The organism is Nocardia sp. PE-7, assembly GCF_030486425.1.
GTDB classification, from domain to species: Bacteria; Actinomycetota; Actinomycetes; order Mycobacteriales; family Mycobacteriaceae; genus Nocardia; species Nocardia salmonicida_A.
Genome location: NZ_CP129614.1, coordinates 3,144,541 through 3,167,842, shown reverse-complemented (window position 1 = coordinate 3,167,842; position 23,302 = coordinate 3,144,541). Strand labels below are relative to the sequence as shown.

At 67.8% G+C, this 23,302-nt stretch carries 25 protein-coding genes; 13 read left to right on the top strand and 12 right to left on the bottom strand.

The window, feature by feature from the left end; genetic code table 11:
- Genes QX204_RS14835 through QX204_RS14825 form a run of 3 tightly spaced genes read right to left on the bottom strand, consistent with a single transcriptional unit; the run spans position 1 to position 2,355 of the window.
- A complete protein-coding gene (locus QX204_RS14835; protein WP_301907425.1) occupies positions 1-1,080 on the bottom strand; it encodes a quinone-dependent dihydroorotate dehydrogenase in 1,080 nt (359 codons plus the stop codon).
- A 7-nt stretch (positions 1,081-1,087) separates the two neighbouring features.
- Positions 1,088-1,348 (bottom strand): DUF5703 family protein, encoded by a 261-nt coding sequence (locus QX204_RS14830; RefSeq protein WP_056820002.1) that lies wholly within the window; start codon positions 1,346-1,348, stop codon positions 1,088-1,090.
- The gene (locus QX204_RS14825; protein ID WP_301907423.1) at positions 1,348-2,355 is read right to left on the bottom strand and encodes a YncE family protein; all 1,008 of its coding nucleotides are present in this window, start codon (positions 2,353-2,355) and stop codon (positions 1,348-1,350) included. The genes QX204_RS14830 and QX204_RS14825 overlap by 1 nt, the downstream gene beginning before the upstream one ends.
- A 167-nt stretch (positions 2,356-2,522) precedes the next feature.
- Between QX204_RS14825 and QX204_RS14820 the strand changes: the two genes are divergently transcribed.
- The 5 genes from QX204_RS14820 (at position 2,523) to QX204_RS14805 (ending at position 6,863) form a co-directional block, all read left to right on the top strand.
- Positions 2,523-2,879, top strand: coding sequence for a hypothetical protein (locus QX204_RS14820; protein ID WP_301907421.1), 357 nt, complete (start codon positions 2,523-2,525; stop codon positions 2,877-2,879).
- Complete coding sequence (locus tag QX204_RS14815) at positions 2,880-3,419, top strand: WKL family lipoprotein (protein WP_301907420.1); 540 nt, start codon at positions 2,880-2,882, stop codon at positions 3,417-3,419. It begins immediately after the preceding gene.
- A 19-nt stretch (positions 3,420-3,438) separates the two neighbouring features.
- Entirely contained in the window at positions 3,439-5,517 is a 2,079-nt protein-coding gene (locus QX204_RS14810) for an MMPL family transporter (RefSeq protein ID WP_301907419.1), read from the top strand.
- Positions 5,518-5,587: 70 nt separating this feature from the next.
- Positions 5,588-5,812 (top strand): DUF2252 family protein, encoded by a 225-nt coding sequence (locus QX204_RS34455; protein ID WP_367620191.1) that lies wholly within the window; start codon positions 5,588-5,590, stop codon positions 5,810-5,812.
- Positions 5,796-6,863 (top strand): CorA family divalent cation transporter, encoded by a 1,068-nt coding sequence (locus tag QX204_RS14805; RefSeq protein WP_301907418.1) that lies wholly within the window; start codon positions 5,796-5,798, stop codon positions 6,861-6,863. Before QX204_RS34455 ends, QX204_RS14805 begins: the two co-directional genes overlap by 17 nt.
- A gap of 46 nt (positions 6,864-6,909) precedes the next feature.
- Here QX204_RS14805 and QX204_RS14800 read toward each other — a convergent pair whose 3' ends face one another.
- From QX204_RS14800 to QX204_RS14770, 7 genes are all read right to left on the bottom strand, one after another.
- Positions 6,910-8,004, bottom strand: a complete 1,095-nt coding sequence (locus tag QX204_RS14800; protein WP_301907417.1) for an asparaginase — start codon at positions 8,002-8,004, stop codon at positions 6,910-6,912.
- Positions 8,005-8,136: 132 nt separating this feature from the next.
- On the bottom strand, positions 8,137-8,319 hold the full coding sequence (locus tag QX204_RS14795; protein WP_301907416.1) for a DUF6011 domain-containing protein: 183 nt from the start codon (positions 8,317-8,319) through the stop codon (positions 8,137-8,139).
- Between the two features lie 273 nt (positions 8,320-8,592).
- Entirely contained in the window at positions 8,593-10,380 is a 1,788-nt protein-coding gene (locus QX204_RS14790; protein ID WP_301907415.1) for an FAD-binding dehydrogenase, read from the bottom strand.
- Positions 10,381-10,742: 362 nt separating this feature from the next.
- A complete protein-coding gene (locus tag QX204_RS14785; protein WP_301907413.1) occupies positions 10,743-11,612 on the bottom strand; it encodes a heme ABC transporter ATP-binding protein in 870 nt (289 codons plus the stop codon).
- A complete protein-coding gene (locus QX204_RS14780) occupies positions 11,609-12,730 on the bottom strand; it encodes a FecCD family ABC transporter permease (protein ID WP_301907412.1) in 1,122 nt (373 codons plus the stop codon). Before QX204_RS14780 ends, QX204_RS14785 begins: the two co-directional genes overlap by 4 nt.
- On the bottom strand, positions 12,727-13,740 hold the full coding sequence (locus QX204_RS14775) for a heme/hemin ABC transporter substrate-binding protein (protein WP_301907411.1): 1,014 nt from the start codon (positions 13,738-13,740) through the stop codon (positions 12,727-12,729). Before QX204_RS14775 ends, QX204_RS14780 begins: the two co-directional genes overlap by 4 nt.
- 17 nt (positions 13,741-13,757) lie before the next feature.
- Positions 13,758-14,735 (bottom strand): aldo/keto reductase, encoded by a 978-nt coding sequence (locus QX204_RS14770; protein ID WP_301907410.1) that lies wholly within the window; start codon positions 14,733-14,735, stop codon positions 13,758-13,760.
- A gap of 228 nt (positions 14,736-14,963) precedes the next feature.
- Between QX204_RS14770 and QX204_RS14765 the strand changes: the two genes are divergently transcribed.
- The 6 genes from QX204_RS14765 to QX204_RS14740 all read left to right on the top strand — a co-directional run bounded on the left by QX204_RS14765 (position 14,964) and on the right by QX204_RS14740 (position 19,070).
- Entirely contained in the window at positions 14,964-15,905 is a 942-nt protein-coding gene (locus QX204_RS14765) for an undecaprenyl-diphosphate phosphatase (protein ID WP_301907409.1), read from the top strand.
- A 31-nt stretch (positions 15,906-15,936) separates the two neighbouring features.
- Positions 15,937-16,653 carry a histidine phosphatase family protein gene (locus QX204_RS14760; protein WP_301907408.1) on the top strand — a complete coding sequence of 239 codons (717 nt, stop codon included), beginning with the start codon at positions 15,937-15,939 and terminating at the stop codon, positions 16,651-16,653.
- Between the two features lie 49 nt (positions 16,654-16,702).
- Positions 16,703-17,290, top strand: a complete 588-nt coding sequence (locus QX204_RS14755; protein WP_056820470.1) for an Rv2134c family protein — start codon at positions 16,703-16,705, stop codon at positions 17,288-17,290.
- Positions 17,291-17,296: 6 nt separating this feature from the next.
- Positions 17,297-18,094 carry an Rv2133c family protein gene (locus QX204_RS14750; RefSeq protein WP_301907406.1) on the top strand — a complete coding sequence of 266 codons (798 nt, stop codon included), beginning with the start codon at positions 17,297-17,299 and terminating at the stop codon, positions 18,092-18,094.
- Positions 18,095-18,146: 52 nt separating this feature from the next.
- Positions 18,147-18,698 (top strand): dihydrofolate reductase family protein, encoded by a 552-nt coding sequence (locus QX204_RS14745; protein ID WP_301907404.1) that lies wholly within the window; start codon positions 18,147-18,149, stop codon positions 18,696-18,698.
- Positions 18,699-18,812: 114 nt separating this feature from the next.
- Entirely contained in the window at positions 18,813-19,070 is a 258-nt protein-coding gene (locus QX204_RS14740; RefSeq protein ID WP_301907403.1) for a hypothetical protein, read from the top strand.
- Positions 19,071-19,119: 49 nt separating this feature from the next.
- Here the strand turns inward: QX204_RS14740 and QX204_RS14735 are convergent, their stop codons facing one another.
- A complete protein-coding gene (locus QX204_RS14735; RefSeq protein ID WP_301907401.1) occupies positions 19,120-19,962 on the bottom strand; it encodes an alpha/beta fold hydrolase in 843 nt (280 codons plus the stop codon).
- The gene (locus tag QX204_RS14730; RefSeq protein WP_301907399.1) at positions 19,959-20,381 is read right to left on the bottom strand and encodes a helix-turn-helix domain-containing protein; all 423 of its coding nucleotides are present in this window, start codon (positions 20,379-20,381) and stop codon (positions 19,959-19,961) included. The genes QX204_RS14735 and QX204_RS14730 overlap by 4 nt, the downstream gene beginning before the upstream one ends.
- A gap of 295 nt (positions 20,382-20,676) precedes the next feature.
- On the opposite strand from QX204_RS14730, the gene mshC reads away from it, so the two are divergent.
- Together mshC and QX204_RS14720 are read left to right on the top strand one after the other, a co-directional pair.
- Positions 20,677-21,915 carry a cysteine--1-D-myo-inosityl 2-amino-2-deoxy-alpha-D-glucopyranoside ligase gene (gene mshC / locus QX204_RS14725; RefSeq protein ID WP_301907397.1) on the top strand — a complete coding sequence of 413 codons (1,239 nt, stop codon included), beginning with the start codon at positions 20,677-20,679 and terminating at the stop codon, positions 21,913-21,915.
- Between the two features lie 518 nt (positions 21,916-22,433).
- The gene (locus tag QX204_RS14720) at positions 22,434-23,219 is read left to right on the top strand and encodes a universal stress protein (protein WP_301907395.1); all 786 of its coding nucleotides are present in this window, start codon (positions 22,434-22,436) and stop codon (positions 23,217-23,219) included.
- The last annotated feature ends 83 nt before the right edge of the window (positions 23,220-23,302 follow it).

Below are 23,302 nucleotides of genomic sequence, written 5' to 3'. Positions count from 1 at the left end.
TCAGACCGAGTGGGTGCGGTGTTCGGCGCCGACCGCGTCGGACAGCCGGGCGTAGCCACCCGCGCGGAGGTTGGCCGCGATGCCACGGTGGATGCGGGTGGTCCAGAACGGGCCGCCGTAGATGAAGCCGGTGTAGCCCTGCAGCAGGGTGGCGCCGGCGAGGATGCGGGCCCAGGCCTGCTCCGGTGTTTCGATGCCGCCGACGGAGATCAGGACCACCTGGTCGCCGACACGGGTGTAGAGGCGGCGCAGAACTTCCAGGGACCGTTCGGCCACCGGCGCGCCGGACAGCCCGCCCGCACCCATGGCCTGGACCTCGGGCGTCGGGGTGTGCAGGCCGTCGCGGCAGATGGTGGTGTTGGTGGCGACGATGCCGGCCAGACCCAGTTCGACCGCGAGGTCGGCGACGGCGTCGATGTCGTCGTCGGACAGGTCGGGGGCGATCTTCACCAGCACCGGCACCGAGACACTGTCGAGCACGGCCTGCAGGATCGGGCGCAGCGATTCGACGGCTTGCAGGTCACGCAGGCCGGGGGTGTTGGGCGAGGACACGTTGACCACGACGAAGTCCGCGAGCGGGCCGAGCAATCGGGCACTGGTCGCGTAATCGCCCGCGGCGGCATCGGGTTCGGTGATCTTGGTCTTACCGATGTTCGCACCGATCGGAACGGTGGGGTGCGCGCCGTGCAGGCGGGCGGCCGCGGCCGCGGCACCGTGGTTGTTGAAGCCCATCCGGTTGATCAGAGCGTGGTCGGCGGGCAGCCGGAACAGACGCGGCGAGGGGTTGCCGGGCTGGGCGTGAGCGGTGACGGTGCCGATCTCGGCGAAACCGAAACCCAGTGTGCCCCAGGCGTTCGCGCCGTCGGCGTTCTTGTCGAAACCGGCGGCAAGACCCAAAGGGGCGGGGAAGGCGACACCGAACGCGGTGGTGGCCAGGATCGGGTCCTCGACCACGGTGAGCTTGCGCGCCAGCCAGCGGGTCGGCGGGAACCAGGTGGCGAAACGCAACGCGGCGAACACCAGGTGATGCACTCGCTCCGGCGGGATCAGGAACATCAGGCGTAACAGGAGGGCGTACATGGTCGGCTCACAATCCGGGTTCGGGCACAGGCAGGACGGCGTTCTTGCGGCGGCGCAACAGCACCCGGCGACTGCCGTCGGTGTAGGCGCGCACCCGGGACAACTCCCAGCCACCGAACTCGGCCTGGATGGCAAGTCGCATCGAGGCGGTGACCCGGTTGACCTCCGGTGGCAGCCGCAGGGGCACGTATTCGTAGTCGTCGTTGCTGGTTTCCCAGCTCGGCGGTATCGCCGAGCGCGAACTGCGAGGCCTGGGAGCTGTAGCCATCACTGCCCTCTCTTCCGCTCGTCCGCGCCGATCCGCTGCAGGCCATCACCCACAGCCGAGGCCACGAACAGGTCGCCGGTGCGTTCGTCGACGGTTATCGCGTCGGGCTGGCGCAGTGTCGCGAGCCTGGCCACCTCGACACCGATGCCGGTCGACAGGTCGTAGCCGACGACCTCGTTGCTCTGCGTGCAACTCACCCAGACCGTGTCCGAACGCGGGTCGTAGGCGAGCGCGTAAGGCGATGATGATACCGGGAAACGCTGGCGCAGCACGAGCGGACCGGCCGAGTACACGAGCAGTTCGCCGCCCGCGGTGTCGGCCACGATGATGCGGCCGTGCCGGTCGGCGATGGCGTTGGTGGCTCCGTCGCCCGCGCGCAGCATCAGCCCGAGTGCGTCCTGCCCCACGGCGACAACGGCGGTCTGCTTGCGATCGAGGACGGTGATGTTCTCGCCGGTCAACGCGAGCTCGTCGGCGGAAACCAGGCCGGTGATCGTGCGGGTGACCGCGCCGTCGGCGGTCAGTTCGCGCACGGTGCCGTCGGCGGTACCGACCACGAGCGTGCCGTCGGGGCGAGTTCGCACGCTGTGCACGTCGCCGTCGACGGGGGTCTCGGAGAGCGTGCCGGTGGTCGCGTCGACCCGCAATACCCGGTCGGGGGCGGCGACGAGCACTTCGCCCGGCTTGCCTTGCGACAGCGACGCGCCGACAGCGGGGAGGTCGACCGTGCGCGGGGTGGTCGGTGCGGCGGGGTCGATCAGCGAGAGCGCGGTGCCCGCGGTGTCCAGGGCGGCGAGGCGACCGGTCGAGCTCTCGGCGAGCAGAGCTTTCGTCGCCGCTGCGGGGAAGACCTGACCGACCGGGTTCGCGGCGGCGGGAGAAACCGCTGCGGTGGCCGGGGCCCTGGTCGGGACATCGGAACCGCCGTCCTCACCGCTGCACCCGGTCAACAACACCAAAACCGCCGCGCCGACCAACGCAGAGGCGACCGAGCCACGAGGGCGCATGCACCGAACTCCTTCAATCCGCACGAGGTGACTCACTTGATCACCATCTGACCATGATGACTCACCAGTAGCTTCGACCGGGTGCTCGCGTCGGAGGTGTCGGTGACGCGCGTTACTGTTGACGCGTCGACAAACTGATTGCCACACAGCGGCGGGAGATCCCCACGATGACCGACCGGACACAGGCGGGTTTCGGCATCGATGACATCTCCGTCGGACCGTTCGCCCACGGCTTCGGCACCACCGACGACGGCCGTCCCTTCTCCTTCCGCACCCACCGCGCCACGCTGACGGTGCAGATCTACCGCGCCGACCTCGGCGACGCGGTACCCGGCTCCGACGATGTGGTGGCCCAGGCCCGAGCCCAGGTGACCGACATCGACCTCGGTGACGAACGCAGCGTCAGCGCCTTCGTGCGCGATCTGCTCCCTGACGCCGACCCGGTCCGAGTGCCCGCTTCCAGTGACATATCCACAGTTCGCGCCATCCTGGGACGAATCAGTGCCGTCATTGATGGTATGTAGATGGTGATGCCTTCCACACTTTCCGCCAGGGCCGCTGCGGCCACCGCCTGCCTCACGGCCCTCGTCGCCCTCGCCGCGTGCGGGGGAACCACCGACGAGGCCTCGGTCGACGCCGCACGGTCTTCGGCCAACGCTTCCCTCGCTTCCTCCGTCGCGACCTCGGCCAGCAAGGCCAATGTGCCGCTGCCGAACGCCCAACAGCTCGACGCGCAGATCAAACGCGCGCTCGACCCGAGCCTGCCCGATGTCGAACGCACCGAACTGATCGAGGACGGCGCCGCCTTCTCCGACGCCATCCCCGATATGTACAAGGCGCTGCGCGACAACCCCCACGCGGTCTACGGCGTCGTCGACCCGGTTTTCGACAACCGCGACGGCACACTCACCGCGACCATGCGACTGGACAAGGACGGTTCGGGAACCAACGTGCGCACCACCATCGTGCATTTCGTGCTGCTCGACGGTAAGTGGAAGATCTCGCGCACCGACCTGTGCGGCATCCTGCGCTCGGCCGACTATCGCACCGCTGCCTGCGGCTGAGATGCGCGAATCTCGATCCATGCGGTGGGGCAGGTTCGTCTACCGCCACCGGTTCCTCGTGCTCGGCTTCTTCGTGATCACCGTGCTCGCCTCAGGGTGGTTCGGCCGCGACCTGGCCGACCGCTACACCCAGGAGGGCTGGTTCGACGAGTCGAGCCAGTCGGTGGCGGCGTCGAAACTGGCCGACGACACCTTCGGCCGCGACACCGACGGCGACCTGATCGTCATCTACACTGCCCCACCCGGCACCACCGTCGACGATCCCGCGGTGCGCGGACCGGTGACGGCGGCACTGGCCGACCTGCGCAAGCAGTACGGCGAGCGGATCCACAAGATCGACAGCTACTGGGACAGCCCGTTCTCGGCGAATGCCTCCGACCCGACCAAACAGCACGCCTTCGCCAGCATCGGGCTGGCAGGCGGCGGCGGGACCGCGACGGTCAACAACTATCTCGCGTTGAAACCGCACCTGAACGCCGGTGAACCCGGCGCCGGGCCCGGTGGGACGACGGTGCAGCTGGCGGGGCTGCAGCCGGTGGTCGAGGGCATCAATATCGGGATGCAGCACGACATCAAGCGCGCCGAGATCATCGCCTTGCCGATCGTGGCGATCCTGCTGTACTTCGTGTTCGGCGGGGTGATCGGCGCACTGCTGCCGGTGCTGATCGGCGGACTCACCATCCTGGGCACCTCCGGGATCTTGCGGGTGCTCACCGCCCAGATCGAGGTCAACGTCTTCGCCAGCGCGGTGATGACATTGGTCGCGCTCGGCCTGGCGATCGACTACGGGCTGTTCACGGTGACCCGGTTCCGGGAGGAACTGGCCGCCGGTCGCTCCGTGGAGGACGCGACCGCGCGCACGGTCGCCACCGCGGGGCGCACCGTGCTGTTCTCCGCGGGGATCATCGCGTTGAGCCTCGGTGCGCTGTTCATCTTCCCCAACGGGGTCCTGCGGTCGGTGCCCTACGGCGGCATCTCCGCGGTGATGTTGGCGGCGCTGTTGTCGGTGACCGCCCTACCCGCCGCCTTGAGTATCGCCGGACACAAGATCGACTGGCTGGGCTGGAAACGCTTCTCACGCAGCAAGACCGAAGCCCAGATCGATGCCGGGTTCTTCTCCCGGCTGGCACAGTGGGCGATGCGCAGGCCCTGGGCGGTGGTCATCCCGATCGTGCTCGGCCTGCTGGCATTGAGTATTCCGTTGCGCCACATCGAGTTCGGCGGGATCAGCGAGAAGTATCTGGCCGCCGACAACCCCGCACGGGTGGCCCAGGAAGACTTCGACCACCTGTTCCCCGGGTTCCGCACCGAACCGTTGAAGCTGATCGTGGTCGGCGCCTCGCCCCAGCAGCTCAGCGATATCCGGTTCGAGGCCAATCAGGTGCCCGGACTGACCGGACGATTCGAACCGGCGGCGGCGACCAAAGACAACGTCAACGTGCTCTCCGCCGGGCTCGGCGACAAACGCGACGCCGACCAGGTGATCGACGCGCTGCGTTCGTTGCCCGCGCCACCGGGCGTGCAGGTGATGGTCGCCGGCATCCCCGCGCTCGAACGCGACAGCATCAACGGGTTGATCGACGGGCTGCCGCTGCTGTTGGCGATCCTGATCGCGGCGGCGCTGGCGCTGATGATCGTGGCGTTCCGGTCGGTGATCCTGGCGGTGAAGGCCGTCGCGATGAGCGCGCTCAGTTTGGTCTCGACCCTGGGCGTGCTGACCTGGATCTTCGTCGAAGGCCACGGGGCGGGGACATTCCAGTTCACACCGGGACCGTTGATGTTCGCGGTGGTGGCGTTGATCGTGACGGTGATCTTCGGGTTGTCCACCGACTACGAGGTGTTCCTGCTGTCGCGAATCGCCGAGAAACGGGCCGCCGGCGCCGAGGCCGAGGAGTCGATCCGCTACGGCGTGGCCCACACCGGCGGGGTGATCACCTCGGCGGCCGCGATCCTGATCGTGGTGACCGGGGCGTTCGGGTTCTCGGATCTGGTGCTGATGAAATACATCGCCTACGGGATGATCGTGGCGCTGATCATCGACGCCACGATCATCCGGATGGTGCTCACCCCGGCCCTGCTGAAGATCATCTGGAAATAGCCGATTCGGCCTGCGCGCCGAACGGTGTCGGCTCGCCCAGCTGTAGCGGCCGGTAGCTGTCTGCTGAGAAGTGCCCTCATCCGAGTCGAAGCGCAACTCTCGAACTACGGTGTGGCTCGCTGTACCGGATCGCCGGTTGGTGTTGACTGTCAACGATTTGGACGAGCCGCTGCCGGGGCCCGTCGAGTGGGGCGTGCAACGACTTCACCGCCCAACATCGCCGCGTCTACGACAGACATGGCTCGGTATAGCCGCGCAGCTCGATTCGAGGAGCAGAGATGGCAAGCCCGAATGATCAGTCCAGGTCACCGCGCCGTTCTCCGTCATCAGCTGTCGCTCGCTTGGCCGATGCCGAAGGTCATGTCGGCGTAGCGACTCCGGACGACGTCGCCCGACATTTCTTGACGGACACGTCATTCTGGCTCGACCTGGAGGCCCTGGGAAACGACGATCTGTCGGACTTCTGCCGGGCCCTTCAGCTGCCTGCGGAGCTGGCGGACATCGTCGTGCACGGTACACCGCGATCATGGTTCGCCCCGACCGAGACCGCCGTCGTGGTGTCGCTTCCGTGGGTCATCGGCACCGATTGGCGTGCGTCACAGGACGCCGGCTACCTGAATCTAGTCCTGACGGAACAATTCCTCCTGACTGTTCACGCCACGGCCTGTGAGCCGCTGGATCGCGCCCTCAGGAGTATCGACGCCTTTGCCGGTCAGGAAAAGGACGAGCAAGAATTAGGCGCACACTTCCTGTTTCTGATCCTGGATTCTCTGATCGACAGCTTCAAGCCGCTGCTGCTGGCAATCGACGACCGGCTCGGCGAGGTGCAGTTCGAAATGCTCAAAGGCGGCGCACCGGAAGTTCACGATGAGCTGGTCAACATGCTGGGCGCCCTCACCGATGGCATCCAGGAGTTCGGGTGGTACTTGCACGATCTCGAGGACATCGCGCAGGACCTGCACGGGCTCCCCGGCATGCGCTCCGACTCCCATGCGCACCTCGAGCGACACCGCAAGCGGGTTACTCGCATGAAGGCGAACGCTCGCGAAATCCGGGAGGAGGCGAAGGACGCACTGAGCCATTACTCGGCCTCGGTCGCGGGCCGACAAGCGGTGGTGATCAATGGACTCACGATCGTCGCGACTGTCTTCCTCCCACTCTCGTTCATCACCGGCTACTTCGGAATGAACTTCACGATCCTCACCTCGCACGCGCAAACCACGCTATGGAGCTTCATCCTGCTGGCCGTGGTGCTGCCGCTGGGCAGCGTCGCGTTGTCGTTGTCGCTCATCCATCGAATGGTGCGACGACTCGGCCTCAACCGACTGAGCGAGCCTCCTCCCTAGCTGCCGCGGATCCGAATACCATCCCGCCCGGGAGCAACTTCGGGCGCTAGAACTGCTGATTGCCGTAATCGCGGAACCAGGCCACGATCTGGTCGTGCTCGGTGGTTCTGGCCAGCGCCAGCAGGAGCAGCAGGCGGGCCTTCTTCGGCGCGAGGTCACCGCCGCTGACCACACCCATCGCGGGGTCGACGGTGATCGCGCCGGAACCGTAGGCGTTGGTGGCGACCAGGGCCACACCCTTGGTCGCCATCGCGGCGCTCGCCTGTTTCGGGGAGGGAGTGCCCGCGAACACGATGCCCTCGGCGCCCGCGGCGACGGCCGCGGTGATCGGCTCGGCGGGCGCGTCGAGGTAGCTGTGGGCGATGTCGACGCGGGGGAGAGTGTCGCGGTCGATCGTGGTCAGGTCGAACGGGGTCGTCCAGCGGGCGGGGTCGTCGCAGCGTTGGACGCGGGCGGGGGCGCGCTGCAGGCGGATTCCGGCCTGGTCGATGGTGCCGAGGTCGCCGTATTCGCGGGTGGTGAAGGTGTGCACGCGGGTCGAGTCGGATTTGGTGGCGTCGCGGGCGGGCAGGATCTGGTCGTTGAGGGCGATGACCGTGCCGAAACAGGTGGTCCGGTTGCTCGCCGCGAGGCGGATCGCGTTGTACAGGTTGACCGGGCCGTCACTGCCGATCGCGGTCCACGGGCGCATCGCACCGGTCACGACCACCGGCTTCGTGCTGCGCACGGTGAGGTCGAGGAAGTAGCTCAGCTCCTCCATGGTGGCCGAACCGGTGCTCACCACGACCGAATCATGATCTCGCAGGCGGTTTTCCACCAGGCGCGCCAGATCGTAGAGGTCGGTGACGGTGTAGTCGCCGGATCCCTTGTGCCCGAAGTCCTCGGTCGACACGGCGGCGATCTCACCGATCTCGGGGCGCAGCGAGTCGACGAGTTCGGCGATCGGCCGCGTGCCCGGCCGATAGGTTTCCAGATCGGTACGCCGGTCGGAGGTTCCCGCGATGGTGCCACCGAGACCGATCACCGCCACCCGTTGCGTCGGTCCAGCCGGTGCGGAATCCGCCGAACTGACACCGATTCCGACACCGGCGACTGTTCCGGCGAGAGCGATCGCGGCGGCGATTTTCGAGACTGTGGGCATGCGACCGAGGCTACGAACGGCTGATACCTGACCACATCACTCTCACGCGGTACCTCGATCCGATACCGAGGTACTGCGAGCGCTGGATCGACCATGTTTTGGCGAAGGGCGGGTGTTTGCGGCGACCTGCGGTCAAGCCGCGAAGTCGAACAGCGTCAACTCGTTCGCTTTCGCGGCGCGCTGCTCGGATCGTTCGCGTATCGCGCAGGTGGGGCCGATGCCCTCGGCGATCGACTTCGCCGACAACAGCCAGCCGCGGCAACGGCGGCAGTGAGCGACGAGCCTTACTTCGGGTCGGTCATCGGAATCGGCCACGTCGTTCTCCTTCGGCCGGTGAGCAATTCGTCGACTCACCATCGCACGAGGCACCGACAATTCCTGTCGCCGTTGGGTCGGCGCGGAGTCGCTGAAAGATGACCGGATCAGTGTCTGCGAAGGTGAGAACTGCATCGGTGAGGTCGAGCCGGAAGTCGTGGACACCCGGTGGCGACCTGAAGGCCGCCTTCGCCGACCCGATGAACTCCACCTCCGATCCACTCACTCACGGTGCGCCATCCCGGCGCGATGTGGCGAGCACATGTGCTCGGATCAAGCGCTTTCCTCGGCCGCTGCCCGGCCGGTTTGCCTACCGGAGAACAGGCAGCCGCCGAGAAAGGTGCCTTCCAGCGCGCGGTAGCCGTGGACACCGCCGCCACCGAAGCCCGCGACCTCGCCCGCGGCGTAGAGCCCGGTGATGGGATGCCCGGTGGCGTCGAGGACGCGGCCGGAGAGATCGGTTTGCAAGCCGCCGAGGGTTTTTCGGGTGAGGATGTTCATCCGGATCGCGATGAGGGGGCCCGCTGCAGGGTCGAGGATTCGATGCAGCGGGGTGGTGCGGACCAGGGCGTCGCCGATGTAGGCCAGGGAATTTCGGATGCCGATGATCTGGGGATCGGTGCTGTTGGGGTTGTCGACCTGCTCGTCGCGCAGGGAGATCTGCGCGTGCAGGTCGTCGACGTTGATCAGGTCCGAGCCGGTGAGCCGGTTCATGCCCGCGACGAGCTCTGGTAACGCGTTGGCGGTCACGAAGTCGGGGCCGTGGTCGATGAAGGCTTTGGTCGGCGGGGGTGTGCTGTTGGTCAGGCGGCTGAGGAGGTAGCCGGGGATGTCTTTGTGGGTGAGTTCGGGATTCTGTTCGGATCCGGAGAGCACGAACTCTTTGTCGATGATCCTTTTGTTCAGCACGAACCAGGAGTAGTCGTAGCCCGATCGCATGATCAGTTCCAGCGTGCCGAGTGTGTCGAAGCTGGGGATACCGGGGGAGGGGAAGCGGCGGCCGGTGGCGTCGAACCACATCGAGGAGGGGGAGGCGAGCACGCGAATACCGTGGTCGGGCCAGATGGGTGTGTGGTTGATGAGCCCTTCGGTGTAGTGCCACATGCGATCACGGTTGACCAGCCGGGCACCGGCCGCTTCGCTGATCGCGAGCATGCGGCCGTCGACGTGGGCGGGGACGCCGGTGATCATGCGGGCGGGCGGTGTGCCGAGGCGGGCCGGCCAGTTGCGGCGGACGAGGTCGTGGTTGGCGCCGATGCCGCCGGAGGTGACGATCACCATCGGGGCGTGCAGCTCGAACCCGCCGACCTCGGTGCGGGAACTGGGTGTGCCGCGGGGCGCGTCGCTGGGTTCGAGCACGCTGCCGTGGACGCCGGTGACGGCATTGCCGGTGGTGATGAGCCCGTCGACCTGATGGCGGAACCGGAACGAGACCGCACCGCGCGAGTGCGCGTCACGCACGAGCTTCTCGAACGGTTCCATGACACCGGGACCGGTCCCCAGGGTCAGATGGAAACGCGGGACCGAATTGCCCGGTCCGTTCGGACTCCTGTCGCCGCGCTCGGCCCACCCCACGTACGGCACCCAGCGCATCCCGAGCCCGGCCAGCCATGATTGCTTCTCCCCGGCCGCGAACTGCAGGTAGGCCTCGGCCCAGCGTGTGCCCCAGTAGTCTTCGCCGAGCGGGTCGTCGGGCCCACGATCGAAACCGGCGGTGTTGAACCAGTCGCGTCGCGCCAAGTCGAGCGAATCGCGGACCCCGGCGATCCGTTGCTCGAGGGAGTCGATGAAGAACAACCCGCCCAGTGACCAGAACGCCTGACCGCCGAGACCGGTCTCGGGCTCTTGATCCAGCAGCAGGACGCGCCGACCGGCAGCGACCAGTTCCGACGTCGCCACCAGCCCGGCCAGTCCGGCGCCGACGACGATGACGTCGGCGTCGTCGGCTGGTCCCGCGGACGCGCGGCCCAGGCTCAGTGCGCTCAGCGTGGTGGCCGCGGCGGCGGTTGCCAGCAGTTGTCGCCGGCTCAGGTCGGGCAAGCTCTGCTGTGCAGGCGGCATGTCAATTCCTTTGCGGCGCAATCAAATTCGTAGCAGCCCGCGCAACTGGTCGAACGGGGTGGCGCCGCGACCGATAGTAGGAGACACGCCGCTGCCTTTGTCGCGGTCGGCTCGCGATTGTGGAAGGTCACTGCCGTTGCCGGGTGCGCATTACGACCGGGCATGATCCGACCTCGTCGACCTGGCCCGGTGCAATTCCGCGCGCTGCTCGGCGAGCGGGGGATGCTGCCGTGCTGAACTACCTGGCTCGGACCCCGTTCCGCCGGTCAGATCAGCTCAGCCGCTATCGGGAGGGCAGAGTCGCTCAGGGAAAGACACCGCATTCCTACGGCGGCCGTGCGATCAGGACGTCGGCGGCTGTGTCAGTCGCGGCCGCGGTCGGGCAGGACGAGTTGGGCGCCGGTGGTCGGGTGATCGAAGACGTCGACGGGGTGCTGGTAGACGGTGGTGAGTAGTTCGCGGGTGAGGATCTCGCGGGGGCGGCCGTCGGCGGCGACGCGGCCCGCGTCCAAGACGGTGACGCGGTCGGCGTAGGCGGCGGCCACGCCGAGGTCGTGGACGACGACGACCACGGCAGCGCCTTCGGCGGCACGGGCGGCGGCCAGGCGCAGGACGGCTTCCTGGTGGCCGAGGTCGAGGGCGGCGGTCGGTTCGTCCAGCAACAGGGTCGCGGTGTCTTGGGCCAGGACGCGAGCCAGGGCTACGCGGGCGCGCTCGCCGCCCGACAGCGACGGGAACACGCGCGTGGCGAGGTGGGTGACATCGGTCGCGGCCAGCGCCGCGGTGACGAGTGCGTCGTCGTTGTCCGCGGCGGGGGTGTGCAGCCACGGAGCACGGCCCATGGCGACGACCTCGCGGGCGGTGAAAGGAAATCCTACGGCGTGGGATTGGGGCAGGACCGCGCGGCGGCGGGCCATGTCGGCCGGAGTCCAGTGCGAGAGCGCGTGGCCCTCGAGTTTCACGGTGCCCGCACTGGGTTCGAGCTCCCCGGCGAGGGCGGCGAGCAGGCTGGACTTGCCCGCACCGTTCGGTCCGACGAGCGCGACGATTTCTCCTGCCGCGACCTGGAAGTCGACGGCTTCGAGGACGGTACGGGTGCCGCGACGGGCGCTGAGCCCGTTGGCACGCAGGGTGACGGTGCCGAGTTCGGGGCGCGCGGGCACGTCCGGGGTTCGGGCGAACAGCGAACGCCAGGACGCCCGGCGTGGCAGGGCGGTGTCGCTCTCGGTCATCCCCAGCCTCCTGCCCTGGCCCGGGTGCGGCGCAGCAGCCAGAAGAAGAACGGGCCGCCGATCAGGGAGGTGAGCATGCCCAGTGGCAGGTCGGCGTTGTGGACCAGCGTGCGGGCCACGACGTCGGCACCGAGCAGCATCACCGCGCCCACGATCGCGCTCAGTGGCACGAGCACCCGGTGGCCGGGGCCGACCATCATGCGTACCAGGTGCGGCACGATCAACCCCACGAACAAGATGATGCCGCTGAACGCCACCCCCGCCGCGGTGAGCACGGCGACCACCACGATCACCTGCCTGCGCAGCCGTTCCACGTCGACGCCGAGGTGGCGGGCCGCGGAATCGCCGAGTGCGAGCAGATCCAGCCGTGGTGCGATGAGGATCGCGGCCAGGATGCCGACCGAGGCCAGCACCGCCACGACCGCCACCGACTGCCAGGTGGCGCCGTTGAGGCTGCCGAGCTGCCAGAACACGATCTGATCCCGGGCGGCGGGGCTGGCGACGAACAACAGCAGCGCGATCAACCCGCCGGCGAAGGCGTTGATCGCGACACCGGTGAGGATCAAGGTCACCACCTCGGTGCGCCCGCCCGACCTCGACAGCACATAGACCAGCGCGGTGGTGATCAATCCCGCGACGAAGGCCGCGGCAGCGATGGACCACGAGGCGACGAACGCGCCACCGACCACGATGACGGTGCCCGCCCCGACCGCGGCACCCGCCGACACCCCGATCACGCCGGGTTCGGCGAGCGGATTGGCGAACACTCCCTGCAGCAGGGCACCGGCCGTCGCCAGCGAAGCTCCGACCAGGATGGCCAGGGCTACTCGTGGGAACCGCACCTCCCACAGCGTCACCTCACCGGCCGGATGCGCGGGCACGGGCCCGATATCGAGGCCGATCCGGTGGGTCACGCTGCCCAGCACCTCGGCGGCCGTCGTGGGGACCTGTCCGAGCACCGCCGAGACCACGGCCAGCACGATCAGGGCGAGGAACGCGACAGCGAACACGACTGTCACGCGCGTGGCCCGGTGCGTCGTGGGCGGTAGGTGATCGGGGGTGGCGTCGGTGATCCGCGGGGTGTTCGCGGACTTGGTCAGGTCGGGCGCATCGCTCATGCCGATTTGCCGTAGACGGCGTCGGACAGCGCCGACACGACGCGGCCGGTGTTGGGGCCGAAGCTCAGGATCACCGCGTCGGACATGTCGACCACGCGCCGGTTGCGGCCTGCCGGTGTCTGGGCGATGCCGGGCACCTTCTCCAGCCCGTCGAGGCCACCCACCGATTTCAGCCCGTCCGACATCACCAGCAGCACATCGGGGGCGGCGGCGATCATCGCCTCGCTGGTGATGGACACGAACGGCTCGTTCACCCCGGAGGCGGTGCCCGCGTCGACGCCGCCGATGGCCGTGATCAGCGAATCGGCGCCCGAGCCGCGGCCGGCCATCATGGTGATCGCGGCGCTGCGCAGGTAGAGGAAGGCGATCGTGGGCTGCGGATCCTGCTTCGGCACGCGGGCGGTCGCGGCAGCGATCTCGTCGGCGGTGCGCGCGCCGAGCTGCTTGCCCGCCTCGGGAACGCCCAGCGCGGTGGCCACCGACTCGATCTGCGGGACGACGCCGGCCATGCTGCGATCGGGGTCGAAGTAGACGACGGTCACCCCGGCGGCCCGCAACTGCTCACGCACAGCGGGGGCGGCGCTGGTCGTATCGGTGAGGAACACCGACGGGCGCAGATTCAGGACCGCTTCGATGCTGAGGCTGCCGTTGCCGCCCGCCACATTGGGTACGGCCGCGATGGCGGGGAACGAGGCGGAGGTGCTGCGGCCGACGAGGTTCGCGCCCAGACCCAGCGCCCACACGGTTTGGGCGAGGGTGCCGTACCGGTCCACGGCGATGATGCGCGACGTATCGGCGATCGTCACATCGCTGCCGTCATAGGACTTCACCGTCACCGGCAACCGCGGCGTCGGTGCGGGCCCGATCGGGACAGGGTCCAGGTCAGCGAGCTGCGCCGTCACCGGCCCACCGGAATTGGCAGTCGATGCAGGATTGCTCGGGGTGCAAGCGACGACGCCGGTCAGCACCGTCGCCGCGAGCATCGCCGTCAGCACACCACGCAGTTTCATATAGGTAAGGCTAGCCATCATTCGGAACGGGCGCTCACATCGTCGAGTGCCGCCGCGATCGCGCGCGGCAACTCCAGGGTTTCGGCGGCCAGCACTCCGGTGAGCTGACCGATATCGCGGGCACCCACGATCATGCTCGTGATGCCGGGCCGGTCACGGATCCAGGCCAGCGCCACCGCCAACGGCGACGTACCGAGCCCGTCGGCGGCGGTGACCAGCGCGTCGACCACTCTGGTCGCGCGATCGTCGTCGAGCCTGCGCCGGATCTCGGCCGCGGTCGCCTCGTCGGCGCCCCGCGAATCCGCGGGAACACCGTCGCGATACTTGCCGGTCAGGATCCCACCGGCCAACGGCGCCGACGCGATGACGCCGACCCCGTGGTGACGGGCGGCGGGAATCACATCGTTCTCGGTCCCCCGCGCGAGCAGCGAGTACGGCGTCTGCGCGGCCGTGATCGGCGCGATCGCGGCCAGACTGGCCAGCTGCCACGCCGCGAACCCGCGCACACCCGCGTACCGGGTGCGACCGGTCCGCACCGCGGTGTCGAGGGTGGCCGCGACCTCGTCGAGCGGCGTGTACGGATCCCAGGCGGCGATGCTCCAGATGTCGAGATGGTCGGTGCCCAATTCGAGCAGGGTGCGGTCGAGTTGTTTGAGCAGAGTGCGCCGCGAGGAGTCGACCACCGGGCCCACCGCCGCGGGCGCGGGCACCGAGTCGCCGACCCCGGCGCCGGGTGCGTGCATCACCACACCCGCACTGCCACTGATGACCAATTCGTCACGCGAGACCAAGTCGCCGAGCAGATCCGCCAGGATCCGCTGCGCCGCCCCCTCGCCGTAGACGGGCGAGATGTCGACGAGCGTGCCACCGGCCTCGGTGAACGCCGCCAACTGCACCGATGCCTCATCGGCATCGGTATGTGTCCCCCAGGTATGGGTCGCCAACCCGATCCGCGACACCCGAAGTCCGCTGCGTCCCACCGTTCGCTGTTCCATCACCGCGCCCGCGCATTCGTCACGGCGACAGCCTAATGTGCGCGCCGCCGCTGCCTCACTCGGCGACCCGTGCCGTGGCGCGGCAGAACCCGATCTCGGCGACCGGCGGGCGACGACCGAGGGCGCCGACAGGTAGGGTCGCTGCGAGATCGTGGCCGTTATGGCCGGATATGTAGCAAAAGCCCAGGAGGACGCGGTCTTTCGGGCGCGAGTCAGCAGGAGGACGTGGTGGGCGAGGCGATGACCTGGTTCCAGGCATTGGTACTCGGATTGGTGCAAGGACTCACCGAGTTCTTGCCGATCTCGTCCTCGGCGCACCTGCGCATCGTGTCGGGCGTGTTCTTCGGCGACGACGCGGGCGCGTCGTTCACCGCGGTCACCCAGCTCGGCACCGAAGCGGCGGTGCTGGTGTATTTCGCCAAGGACATCCAGCGCATCGTCGTCGCCTGGTTCACCACGCTCGGGATGCGTTGGCGCGAACGGTCCCAGCGTGAGGTCGCGGTGGGCGACCGGGTCACCACGAAGCTGCCGGTGATGGACCGCAGTGCCCGTGACGCCCACGAACGCGACACCCAGCGCGAACTCGACTACCGCATCGGCTGGTACGTGATCATCGCCACCATCCCGATCGGGGTATTGGGTTTCCTGTTCAAGGACGAGATCCGCACCGGGGCGCGCAATCTGTGGCTGGTGTCGTTCATGCTGGTCGCGTTCGCGCTGGTGATCGCCGCGGGTGAGCATTTCGGCAGCAAGGCGCGGCCGCTGAGCCAACTCACCACCAAAGACGGCATCGTGATGGGTCTGGCGCAGTGCCTGGCGTTGGTTCCCGGCGTCTCCCGCTCCGGCGCGACCTCGACCGCGGGCCTGTTCCTCGGCCTCGAGCGTGAAGCGGCCGTGCGGTTCTCGTTCCTGCTGGCCATCCCCGCGGTGACCGCATCGGGCCTGTTCAGCCTGCCTGATGCGTTCGAACCGGCCGGTGAGGGCCTCAATGCCAGTGGGCCGCAGTTGCTGGTCGCCACCGCCGTGGCGTTCATCGTCGGCTATGCCTCGGTGGCGTGGCTGTTGAAGTTCGTCGGCAAGCATTCGTTCTACTGGTTCGTCGGCTACCGGATCATCCTCGGCGTCACGATGCTGGGCCTGCTGGCCACCGGCGTCGTCTCCGCGACCTGATCCGAAGCCAACCCATGGTTAGGCTGGTCCCATGACGGTGATCCTGCTCCGGCACGGTGTGTCGACCTCCAACACCGCGCGCACCCTCGCGGGGCGCTCACCCGGCGTCGAACTCACCGAGCGCGGCACCGAACAGGCCGCCGCGGTGGCCGACCGACTCGCGATGCTGCCGATCGAACACATCGCCAGCTCACCGCTGCTGCGCTGTCAGCGCACCGTGGCGCCGCTGGCCGAGAAACTCGGTCTCGAACCCGAGCACGACGAACGACTCATCGAGGTCGACTACGGCGACTGGACCGGGCGCCCGATCGCCGAACTCCTCAACGAACCGCTGTGGCGGGTCGTGCAGGGGCACGCCTCGGGCGCGGTGTTCCCCGGTGGGGAAGGCCTGGCCCAGGTCCAGCAACGCGCGGTCGCCGGAGTCCGCGATATCGAACGCACACTGGCCGAGAAGGCGGGCCGGGATGTGCTGTGGGTAGCCTGCGCGCACGGCGACGTCATCAAATCGATCCTGGCCGACGCCCTGGGCCTGCATCTGGACAGCTTTCAGCGGATCGCGGTGGAACCGGCCTCGATCAGCGTCGTCCGCTACGGCACGCACGGGCCGTCGGTGTGGAAGTTCAACGACACCGGCGCCGACCTTTCCGCGCTGGCCGCGACCGCACCGACGACACCGACCCCCGGTGGAGAGGTGCCGACGGCCGCGAACGCGGATAATGGGAATGCGGGGCACCGCGATTCTCCTTAGAGGAGTGTGTTCGTGAGTGTCGATCAGGGTCACGTATCAGGAGGTGCATGTGTCACGCGCAATCCATGTATTTCGCACCCCCGATCGTTTCGTCGCCGGGACCGTCGGTGAACCGGGCGATCGTTCGTTCTACCTGCAGGCCGTGCAGGAGCCGTTGGTGGTGAGTGTGCTGCTCGAGAAGCAGCAGGTGAAGGTGCTCGCCGACCGGATGGGTCTGCTGCTCGACGAGGTAGCGCGCCGCTTCGGCGCCGAGGTGCCGCCCGAAGGTGAGGACGTGCGCGATGTCGCGCCGCTGGTCACCCCCATCGACACCGAATTCCGGGTCGGCACCATGGGTCTGGGCTGGGACTCCGACGCCAACGCCGTGGTGGTCGAGTTGCTCGCGATCACCGAGACCGAGGTCGACGAATCGGTGGTGCTCGACGACACCGACGAAGGCCCCGACGCGGTGCGCGTGTTCCTGACCCCGATCCAGGCACGCGAGTTCGCGTTGCGGTCGGCGCGAGTGATCGCGGCCGGGCGCCCACCGTGCCCGCTGTGCGGGGAACCGCTGTCCTCGCGCGGGCACATGTGTGTGCGCACCAACGGGTACAAGCGCGGCGAGATCTTCGGCGCCGCCGAACTCGAAGAGGAGTGATCACCTGTGCCGGTGCTCACCGAAGGGGATCTCGACATCGTCGGCCGGATCGGCGTGGCCAGCAATCTCACGCTGGTCTGTGAGATCGCCGCGCCCGAACCCGACGGCGCCCCGCTACGGGTGGTGTACAAGCCGGTACGTGGTGAACGACCGCTGTGGGACTTCCCCGACGGCACCCTGGCCGGGCGTGAAGTCGCGTCGTATCTGATCTCCGAACACCTCGGCTGGGGGGTGATCCCCGAAACGGTGCTGCGCGACGGGCCTTTGGGGCCGGGCATGGTGCAACGCTGGGTCACCTCGGTCGACAACCGCACCGACGCCCGGCAGCGCCTCGACCTGGTCGACCTGTGTACACCGGGAACCGTGCCCGAGGGATTCTGCGAAGTACTGCGCGCTCTCGACGAGCAGGGCAACGAGGTCTCACTCATCCACGCCGACGATCCGCGCCTGCAACGGATGGCCGTGCTGGATCTGTTGCTCAACAACGCCGATCGCAAAGGCGGGCACGCGCTGGAAGGCATCGACGGTCAGGTCTACGGCGTCGACCACGGCATCTGCCTGCACACCGAACCGAAGCTGCGCACCGTGCTGTGGGGTTGGGCGGGACGCCCGGTACACGAGTCGCTGATCACCGACATCTCCACCTTCGCCGCGAATCTGCCCGGCGCCGTCGCTGATTCGCTGGCCGTCCACATCACCGACGCCGAGATCACCGCGCTCACCGAACGCGCGAAAGCCCTACTCGAACACCCGGTGATGCCGGTACCCAACTCCTCACGACCGATTCCCTGGCCCGCTTTCTGACAGCCCGTCCGCACACCGATGAGTTTCGAGCGCGTAGGAGGTCTACACGGTCATGAGGAAACTGATCTACGGATTCGGCGTATCCCTGGACGGCTACGTCAACGACCGCGAGGGCCGCATCGACTGGACCGACCCGGACGAGGAGCTGCACCAGTTCCACAACGACAGGTTCGGCGGGCTCGAAGTCGCGGTGAACGGTCGTCGACTGTATGAGCTGATGGCCGAGTACTGGCCGCACGTGCCCGAGGACGCGCCGCCCATCCAGCGCGAGTTCGGCGAGCTCTGGACGAACAAGCCCAAGGTCGTCGTCTCCCGGACACTCACCGAGGTCGAGTGGAACAGCACCCTGGTCAGCACGAACGTGGTCGAGGAGGTCCGCAGGCTCAAGGCAGACGGTGACGGCGTCATGGAGGTCGGCGGCGCGAACCTGGCGGCTTCGCTGATGCCACACGGGCTCATCGACGAGTATCAGGTGTTCGTCTCGCCCGTGGTACTCGGCGGCGGCACACCGATGTTTCCGTTGCTGGACAAGCGCATCAGGCTCCGGCTGGCCGAGACCAGGCGCTTCGAGACCGCGGTGATGCTGCGCTACCTCGTCGACTGAGCCGACACCTCTCGCTGGGATCTTTTCGTGGCTGCCGGGGCTCTGTTGCCTGGTCAGCGCCGGTGCTAGTGTGCTCCAAGCACTTTCGTTGTCCCCGTGAGATCTGAGGAACCTATGTCGACCCGTTCTGTTGTTACCGCTTCCGCTGCCGCGTTGCTGCTCACCGGTGCTGCCGCTGCTGTTGCCGCGCCCGCGCAGGCCTTCCCCGCCGGCTGGTGGGCCGAGAAGACCTACGTGTGTTCGTCCACCAACCAGGTCGGCGCTCCGCTGCCCGACGTCACGGTGAAGGCGGGCAACGAGGTCGGTGCCGCGTACTACGCGACCCAGCAGCTCGGCCCGGACGCGGCGCAGATGCAGTGCCGCGAAATCTGATCTGAACTGTTCGGTGTCGCCGCACGTCGGGGAGCGGTGGCACCGAAGCTCATCCTGCGTGGGTCAGCGCGAATTCGCGCACCGCCGCAGTCTGATTCAGCAGTGCGTGTCCGACGCCGGGCAACACGCGCACCTCGCCTCGCGTGAAGGCACCGCGGGCGCGTTCGGCGGTCCGCGCCGAATCGAACAGGGCATCACGTTCGCCGACGATTACCAGAACCGGGATGTCCACCGTGCGAAGTTGTTCGTCGCGGAAAATAGGCAAGTCGACTGGGCGCGGCACGAAATGGGCGAAGGTCAGCTCGATGTCGTCGATGATCGGGTCCGCTTCCGGACCGTCGAGACCCAGACCGGTGCGGGCCATGTCGCGCGCGCTGTGCCTGCCGATCAGCCGCAGGCCGATCGCCTTCACCAGCCAGCCGTAGCGATGCTTACCCAGTCCGCCCGGGCACAGCAGGACCAGCGTGGTGACCCGACCCGGCCTGCGCAGCACGTAATCGAGTGCGGTCCACCCGCCCAGTGACATGCCCACCAGCGCCACGGTGTCGAGGCCGAGTGCGTCGATCACCTCGTCGAGCCAGCTCGCGGTCGCGTCGCTGTCCAGTGGCAACCGGGTAGCGACGCTGAATCCTGGTTCGCCGGGCAGATCCACCGCGTACACACGGAAACTTCTCGACCAGTCGGCGATGTCGGCGCGCCAGGTGCTCGCATTGGCTCCTGATCCGTGCAGCACCAGCAGCGGCGGTGCGTCGACGGGTCCCGAGGCCACGACGAACGTTTCCCCCACCTCGGTGTCGATCCGCCGTTCCTCGTGCGGGACCGGCCAGGCGTCGAGGTGCTCGCGGTAGCGCTGGTGGACGAGCTGTCGGCCTTCGTCGGACTTGTAGATCATGAGCTGAGGATTCCGTCCAGGTAGTCGAGGAGGCGGGAACTGTCGGCGAGGCTGCCGAGCAGGATCACTTTGAGGCGATCGCGGGCCGGGTCGTAGCTGGTTTCCACGCGCATGCGCTGACCGCCCGCGCCTCGGGTTCCGGCGGTGGCGGTGAGCAGGGTGGTGATCCGGTCGACGGTGGCGCGGTCGATGTCGTCGATCTCGACGATGCAGGAGGACTCGGCATGGCGACGCGGCGCTGTCTGCGGCGTGGTGATCGGCAGCCCGGTGAACGCCTCGAGGTCCTCGTGGGTGATGCGGTACTGCTTGCCGATGCGGGCAGCGGGGAGTTTGCCGTCGCGCACATAACTGCGCACGGTGCGGACGTGCAGTCCGAGAAGTTCGGCAACCTGCTCCACCGAATAGAGACGATCTGTCATAAAACAACCCTAAACGAATGTACATATAGGTATCAATAGGGAAGTTTAGGTAGTGGTGGACTGTGACAATGATCGCGATGGCAACCGTTCGCCCAGCTCGGAACGCACAATGGGCACAATCCGCCCGATTCGCCCCGTTACCCCCGTGACCAGGGGATCTGCCTGAGCGCAAATCTTGACGCCGGCGCCACAACACGTTTGTGTGCAGGTAGCGGGCCGTGCCGCGACACCGCGAGCAACCCCATGGGCCGGGCCGCGAGCCGAGCGCATCCGCGGGGGCTCTACCCTCGAAGACATGCAGTCCTGGTCCGATATCGCCCTGCCGACCGTCCCCGGAACAGGGCCGCCGTTGCGTTTGTACGACACCGCCGATCATCAGATCCGCCCGGTCACCCCCGGCGAGTCCGCGAAGATGTACGTCTGCGGCATCACCCCCTATGACGCCACCCACCTCGGTCACGCCGCCACCTACCTGACGTTCGACCTGGTCAACCGGATCTTGCGCGACGCGGGCCACGAGGTGCACTACGTCCAGAACGTCACCGACGTCGACGATCCGCTCTTCGAACGCGCCGACCGCGACGGCATCGACTGGCGCGACCTCGGCAACCGCGAGATCGACCTGTTCCGCGAGGACATGACCGCCCTGCGGGTACTGCCGCCGCGGCACTACATCGGCGCCATCGAATCGGTCGAGGAGGTGGTGGAGTTGGTGCAGAAGCTGCTCGCCGCCGGCGCCGCCTACACCGTCGACGACGCCGAGTACCCCGACATCTACTTCCGCACCGACGCCACCGAACAGTTCGGCTACGAATCCGGATACGACCGCGCGACGATGGAGACGTTGTTCGCCGAACGCGGCGGCGACCCCGACCGGGCAGGCAAGCGCGACACCATCGACGCCCTGCTGTGGCGGGCCGAACGCCCCGGCGAACCGTCGTGGCAGGCGCCCTTCGGGGCGGGCCGCCCCGGCTGGCACATCGAGTGTGCGGCGATCGCGCTCAACCGCCTCGGCGCCGAGTTCGACATCCAGGGCGGCGGCTCGGACCTGATGTACCCGCACCACGAATACTCCGCCGCGCACGCCGAGGCGATCACCGGCGCCCGTCGCTTCGCCCGCCACTACGTGCACGCCGGGCTGATCGGCCTCGACGGCGAGAAGATGTCGAAGTCCAAAGGCAACCTCGTGCTCGTGTCGAAGCTGCGCCGAGCCGGTGTCGACCCCGCCGCGATCCGCCTCGGCCTGCTCGCCGGGCACTACCGCTCCGACCGCATGTGGACCGACGAGGTCCTCACCGCCGCGCAGCGCCGCCTGGACCGCTGGCGTGAAGCGGTGTCGCTGAGCACGGGCCCCTCGGCCACCGACACCATCGCCCGGTTGCGTCAGCACCTGGCCGACGACCTCGACACCCCGAAAGCCCTCGACGCGATCGACAACTGGGCCGAACAGGCCATCGCCTACGGCGGCACCGACACCGAAGCCCCGGCCCTGGTCCGCACCGCCGTCGACGCACTGCTGGGTGTCAGCCTCTGACAAGATCACGGTCATCTCGGCTACACGCTGACTCCGGGTGACCTACGTCGATCTGTGAGTAGAGTCGCCAGGAAGTGCGATGTGGAGCGCTGTCGGGTCGTGCGAACGACCGGCGCCGGTGCCCACTCCGCTACCCCGCGCGAGCATTGCATGCTCGGTGCGGGATGCGAACCTCCTACTTACGCCACGTCAAGGCGTGAGCGCGCCGGGCAAGGGGAAGGTGGCGGCAGATGCGATGGACAGTGTCGTAGTCCTGATCGGGCCAGGGAGCCGGGATCCCGTAGATGACAGCCCATTAGGTGAGTTCGTAGGCTTCGGACCGCGAGAACTTTGTGCAAACGGTGTGCGAAGGATCGTGGCCCTCAATGCCCCGCACCTCAAACGTCTGTCACTGCCGTCGGCTCCGGCGCACCGGTAGCACCGACCGGCCTGCCCATCGGTGCCAGTTGCCCGCAGTGTGCTGCGCTTATACTGTGGGCCACAGCGCAGCTGACCTGCCGTCGATCGGAGAGCGTCACATGGGGTGCTACCAGCGCATCGTCGTGGGAACCAACGGCTCGGAGGCCGCGCAGACGGCGGTAGCGGTGGCGGGGGAGTTCGCGGTGCGCCTGGGCATTCCGGTCACCGCGGTGAGTGTGTGGAAGGACGCGGGCCGCAAATCGAGCACCGATGCCGAATGGGCCGAAGACAACACCCGTACGGCCGCTGAAGCGCTGCTGGAAGCCGGTGTGGCCGAGGTCGTCGGCATCGAACTCGACGGCGCGGCAGGCGCGTTACTGCTCGAGATCGCCGAACGCGAACCCGACACCGTGCTCGTGATCGGCGGGGGCAGCCTGGGCAGTTCCAAGGCGCGGCTGCTCGGCTCGACAGCCAATCACGTGTCCCACCACAGTCAGACCGATGTCGTGTTCACCAGCAAGGTCCCCAAACGCTGGACCACCGTCGGTCTCACCACCGACGGATCGGCGAGTTCGCTGACCGCGGTCCGTCGCGGCTACGAGTTGGCCCTCGCCCTGGCCGCACGCCCGTTCCTGGTGACCTCCGCCAAAGTCGACCAGGACGGTGTCGACACCTTGATCGACGTGGAAGCTCAGCTCGCGGTCGAGGATCCGGAACTGTTCGGACGTGACGTCCTCACCGGGGTCCCCGCGGCCGAGGCGATCTGCAACTCGGCCTGGAAATACGACCTCGTCGTGATCGGCAACCGCGGAATGAGCGGGCCCGCACGCCTTTTGGGCTCGGTCGCCAACAAGGTGACCCACGACATCGACACCAACCTGCTGCTGGTCAACACCACGCACTGAATCCCGGCCCACGAATTCGGGTCGCATCGAGCTCTCCAGAACGCCCGATCCGGTGTTTGCTCCGGTTTAGCGGGCAACGGCTG

Coding starts and splice junctions, on each gene's coding strand:
- QX204_RS14835 (WP_301907425.1), bottom strand. CDS start 1,080: ATGTACGCCCTCCTGTTACGCCTGATGTTCCTGATCCCGCCGGAGCGA.
- QX204_RS14830 (WP_056820002.1), bottom strand. CDS start 1,348: ATGGCTACAGCTCCCAGGCCTCGCAGTTCGCGCTCGGCGATACCGCCG.
- QX204_RS14825 (WP_301907423.1), bottom strand. CDS start 2,355: ATGCGCCCTCGTGGCTCGGTCGCCTCTGCGTTGGTCGGCGCGGCGGTT.
- QX204_RS14820 (WP_301907421.1), top strand. CDS start 2,523: ATGACCGACCGGACACAGGCGGGTTTCGGCATCGATGACATCTCCGTC.
- QX204_RS14815 (WP_301907420.1), top strand. CDS start 2,880: ATGGTGATGCCTTCCACACTTTCCGCCAGGGCCGCTGCGGCCACCGCC.
- QX204_RS14810 (WP_301907419.1), top strand. CDS start 3,439: ATGCGGTGGGGCAGGTTCGTCTACCGCCACCGGTTCCTCGTGCTCGGC.
- QX204_RS14805 (WP_301907418.1), top strand. CDS start 5,796: ATGGCAAGCCCGAATGATCAGTCCAGGTCACCGCGCCGTTCTCCGTCA.
- QX204_RS14800 (WP_301907417.1), bottom strand. CDS start 8,004: ATGCCCACAGTCTCGAAAATCGCCGCCGCGATCGCTCTCGCCGGAACA.
- QX204_RS14790 (WP_301907415.1), bottom strand. CDS start 10,380: ATGCCGCCTGCACAGCAGAGCTTGCCCGACCTGAGCCGGCGACAACTG.
- QX204_RS14785 (WP_301907413.1), bottom strand. CDS start 11,612: ATGACCGAGAGCGACACCGCCCTGCCACGCCGGGCGTCCTGGCGTTCG.
- QX204_RS14780 (WP_301907412.1), bottom strand. CDS start 12,730: ATGAGCGATGCGCCCGACCTGACCAAGTCCGCGAACACCCCGCGGATC.
- QX204_RS14775 (WP_301907411.1), bottom strand. CDS start 13,740: ATGAAACTGCGTGGTGTGCTGACGGCGATGCTCGCGGCGACGGTGCTG.
- QX204_RS14770 (WP_301907410.1), bottom strand. CDS start 14,735: ATGGAACAGCGAACGGTGGGACGCAGCGGACTTCGGGTGTCGCGGATC.
- QX204_RS14760 (WP_301907408.1), top strand. CDS start 15,937: ATGACGGTGATCCTGCTCCGGCACGGTGTGTCGACCTCCAACACCGCG.
- QX204_RS14745 (WP_301907404.1), top strand. CDS start 18,147: ATGAGGAAACTGATCTACGGATTCGGCGTATCCCTGGACGGCTACGTC.
- QX204_RS14740 (WP_301907403.1), top strand. CDS start 18,813: ATGTCGACCCGTTCTGTTGTTACCGCTTCCGCTGCCGCGTTGCTGCTC.
- QX204_RS14735 (WP_301907401.1), bottom strand. CDS start 19,962: ATGATCTACAAGTCCGACGAAGGCCGACAGCTCGTCCACCAGCGCTAC.
- QX204_RS14730 (WP_301907399.1), bottom strand. CDS start 20,381: ATGACAGATCGTCTCTATTCGGTGGAGCAGGTTGCCGAACTTCTCGGA.
- mshC (WP_301907397.1), top strand. CDS start 20,677: ATGCAGTCCTGGTCCGATATCGCCCTGCCGACCGTCCCCGGAACAGGG.
- QX204_RS14720 (WP_301907395.1), top strand. CDS start 22,434: ATGGGGTGCTACCAGCGCATCGTCGTGGGAACCAACGGCTCGGAGGCC.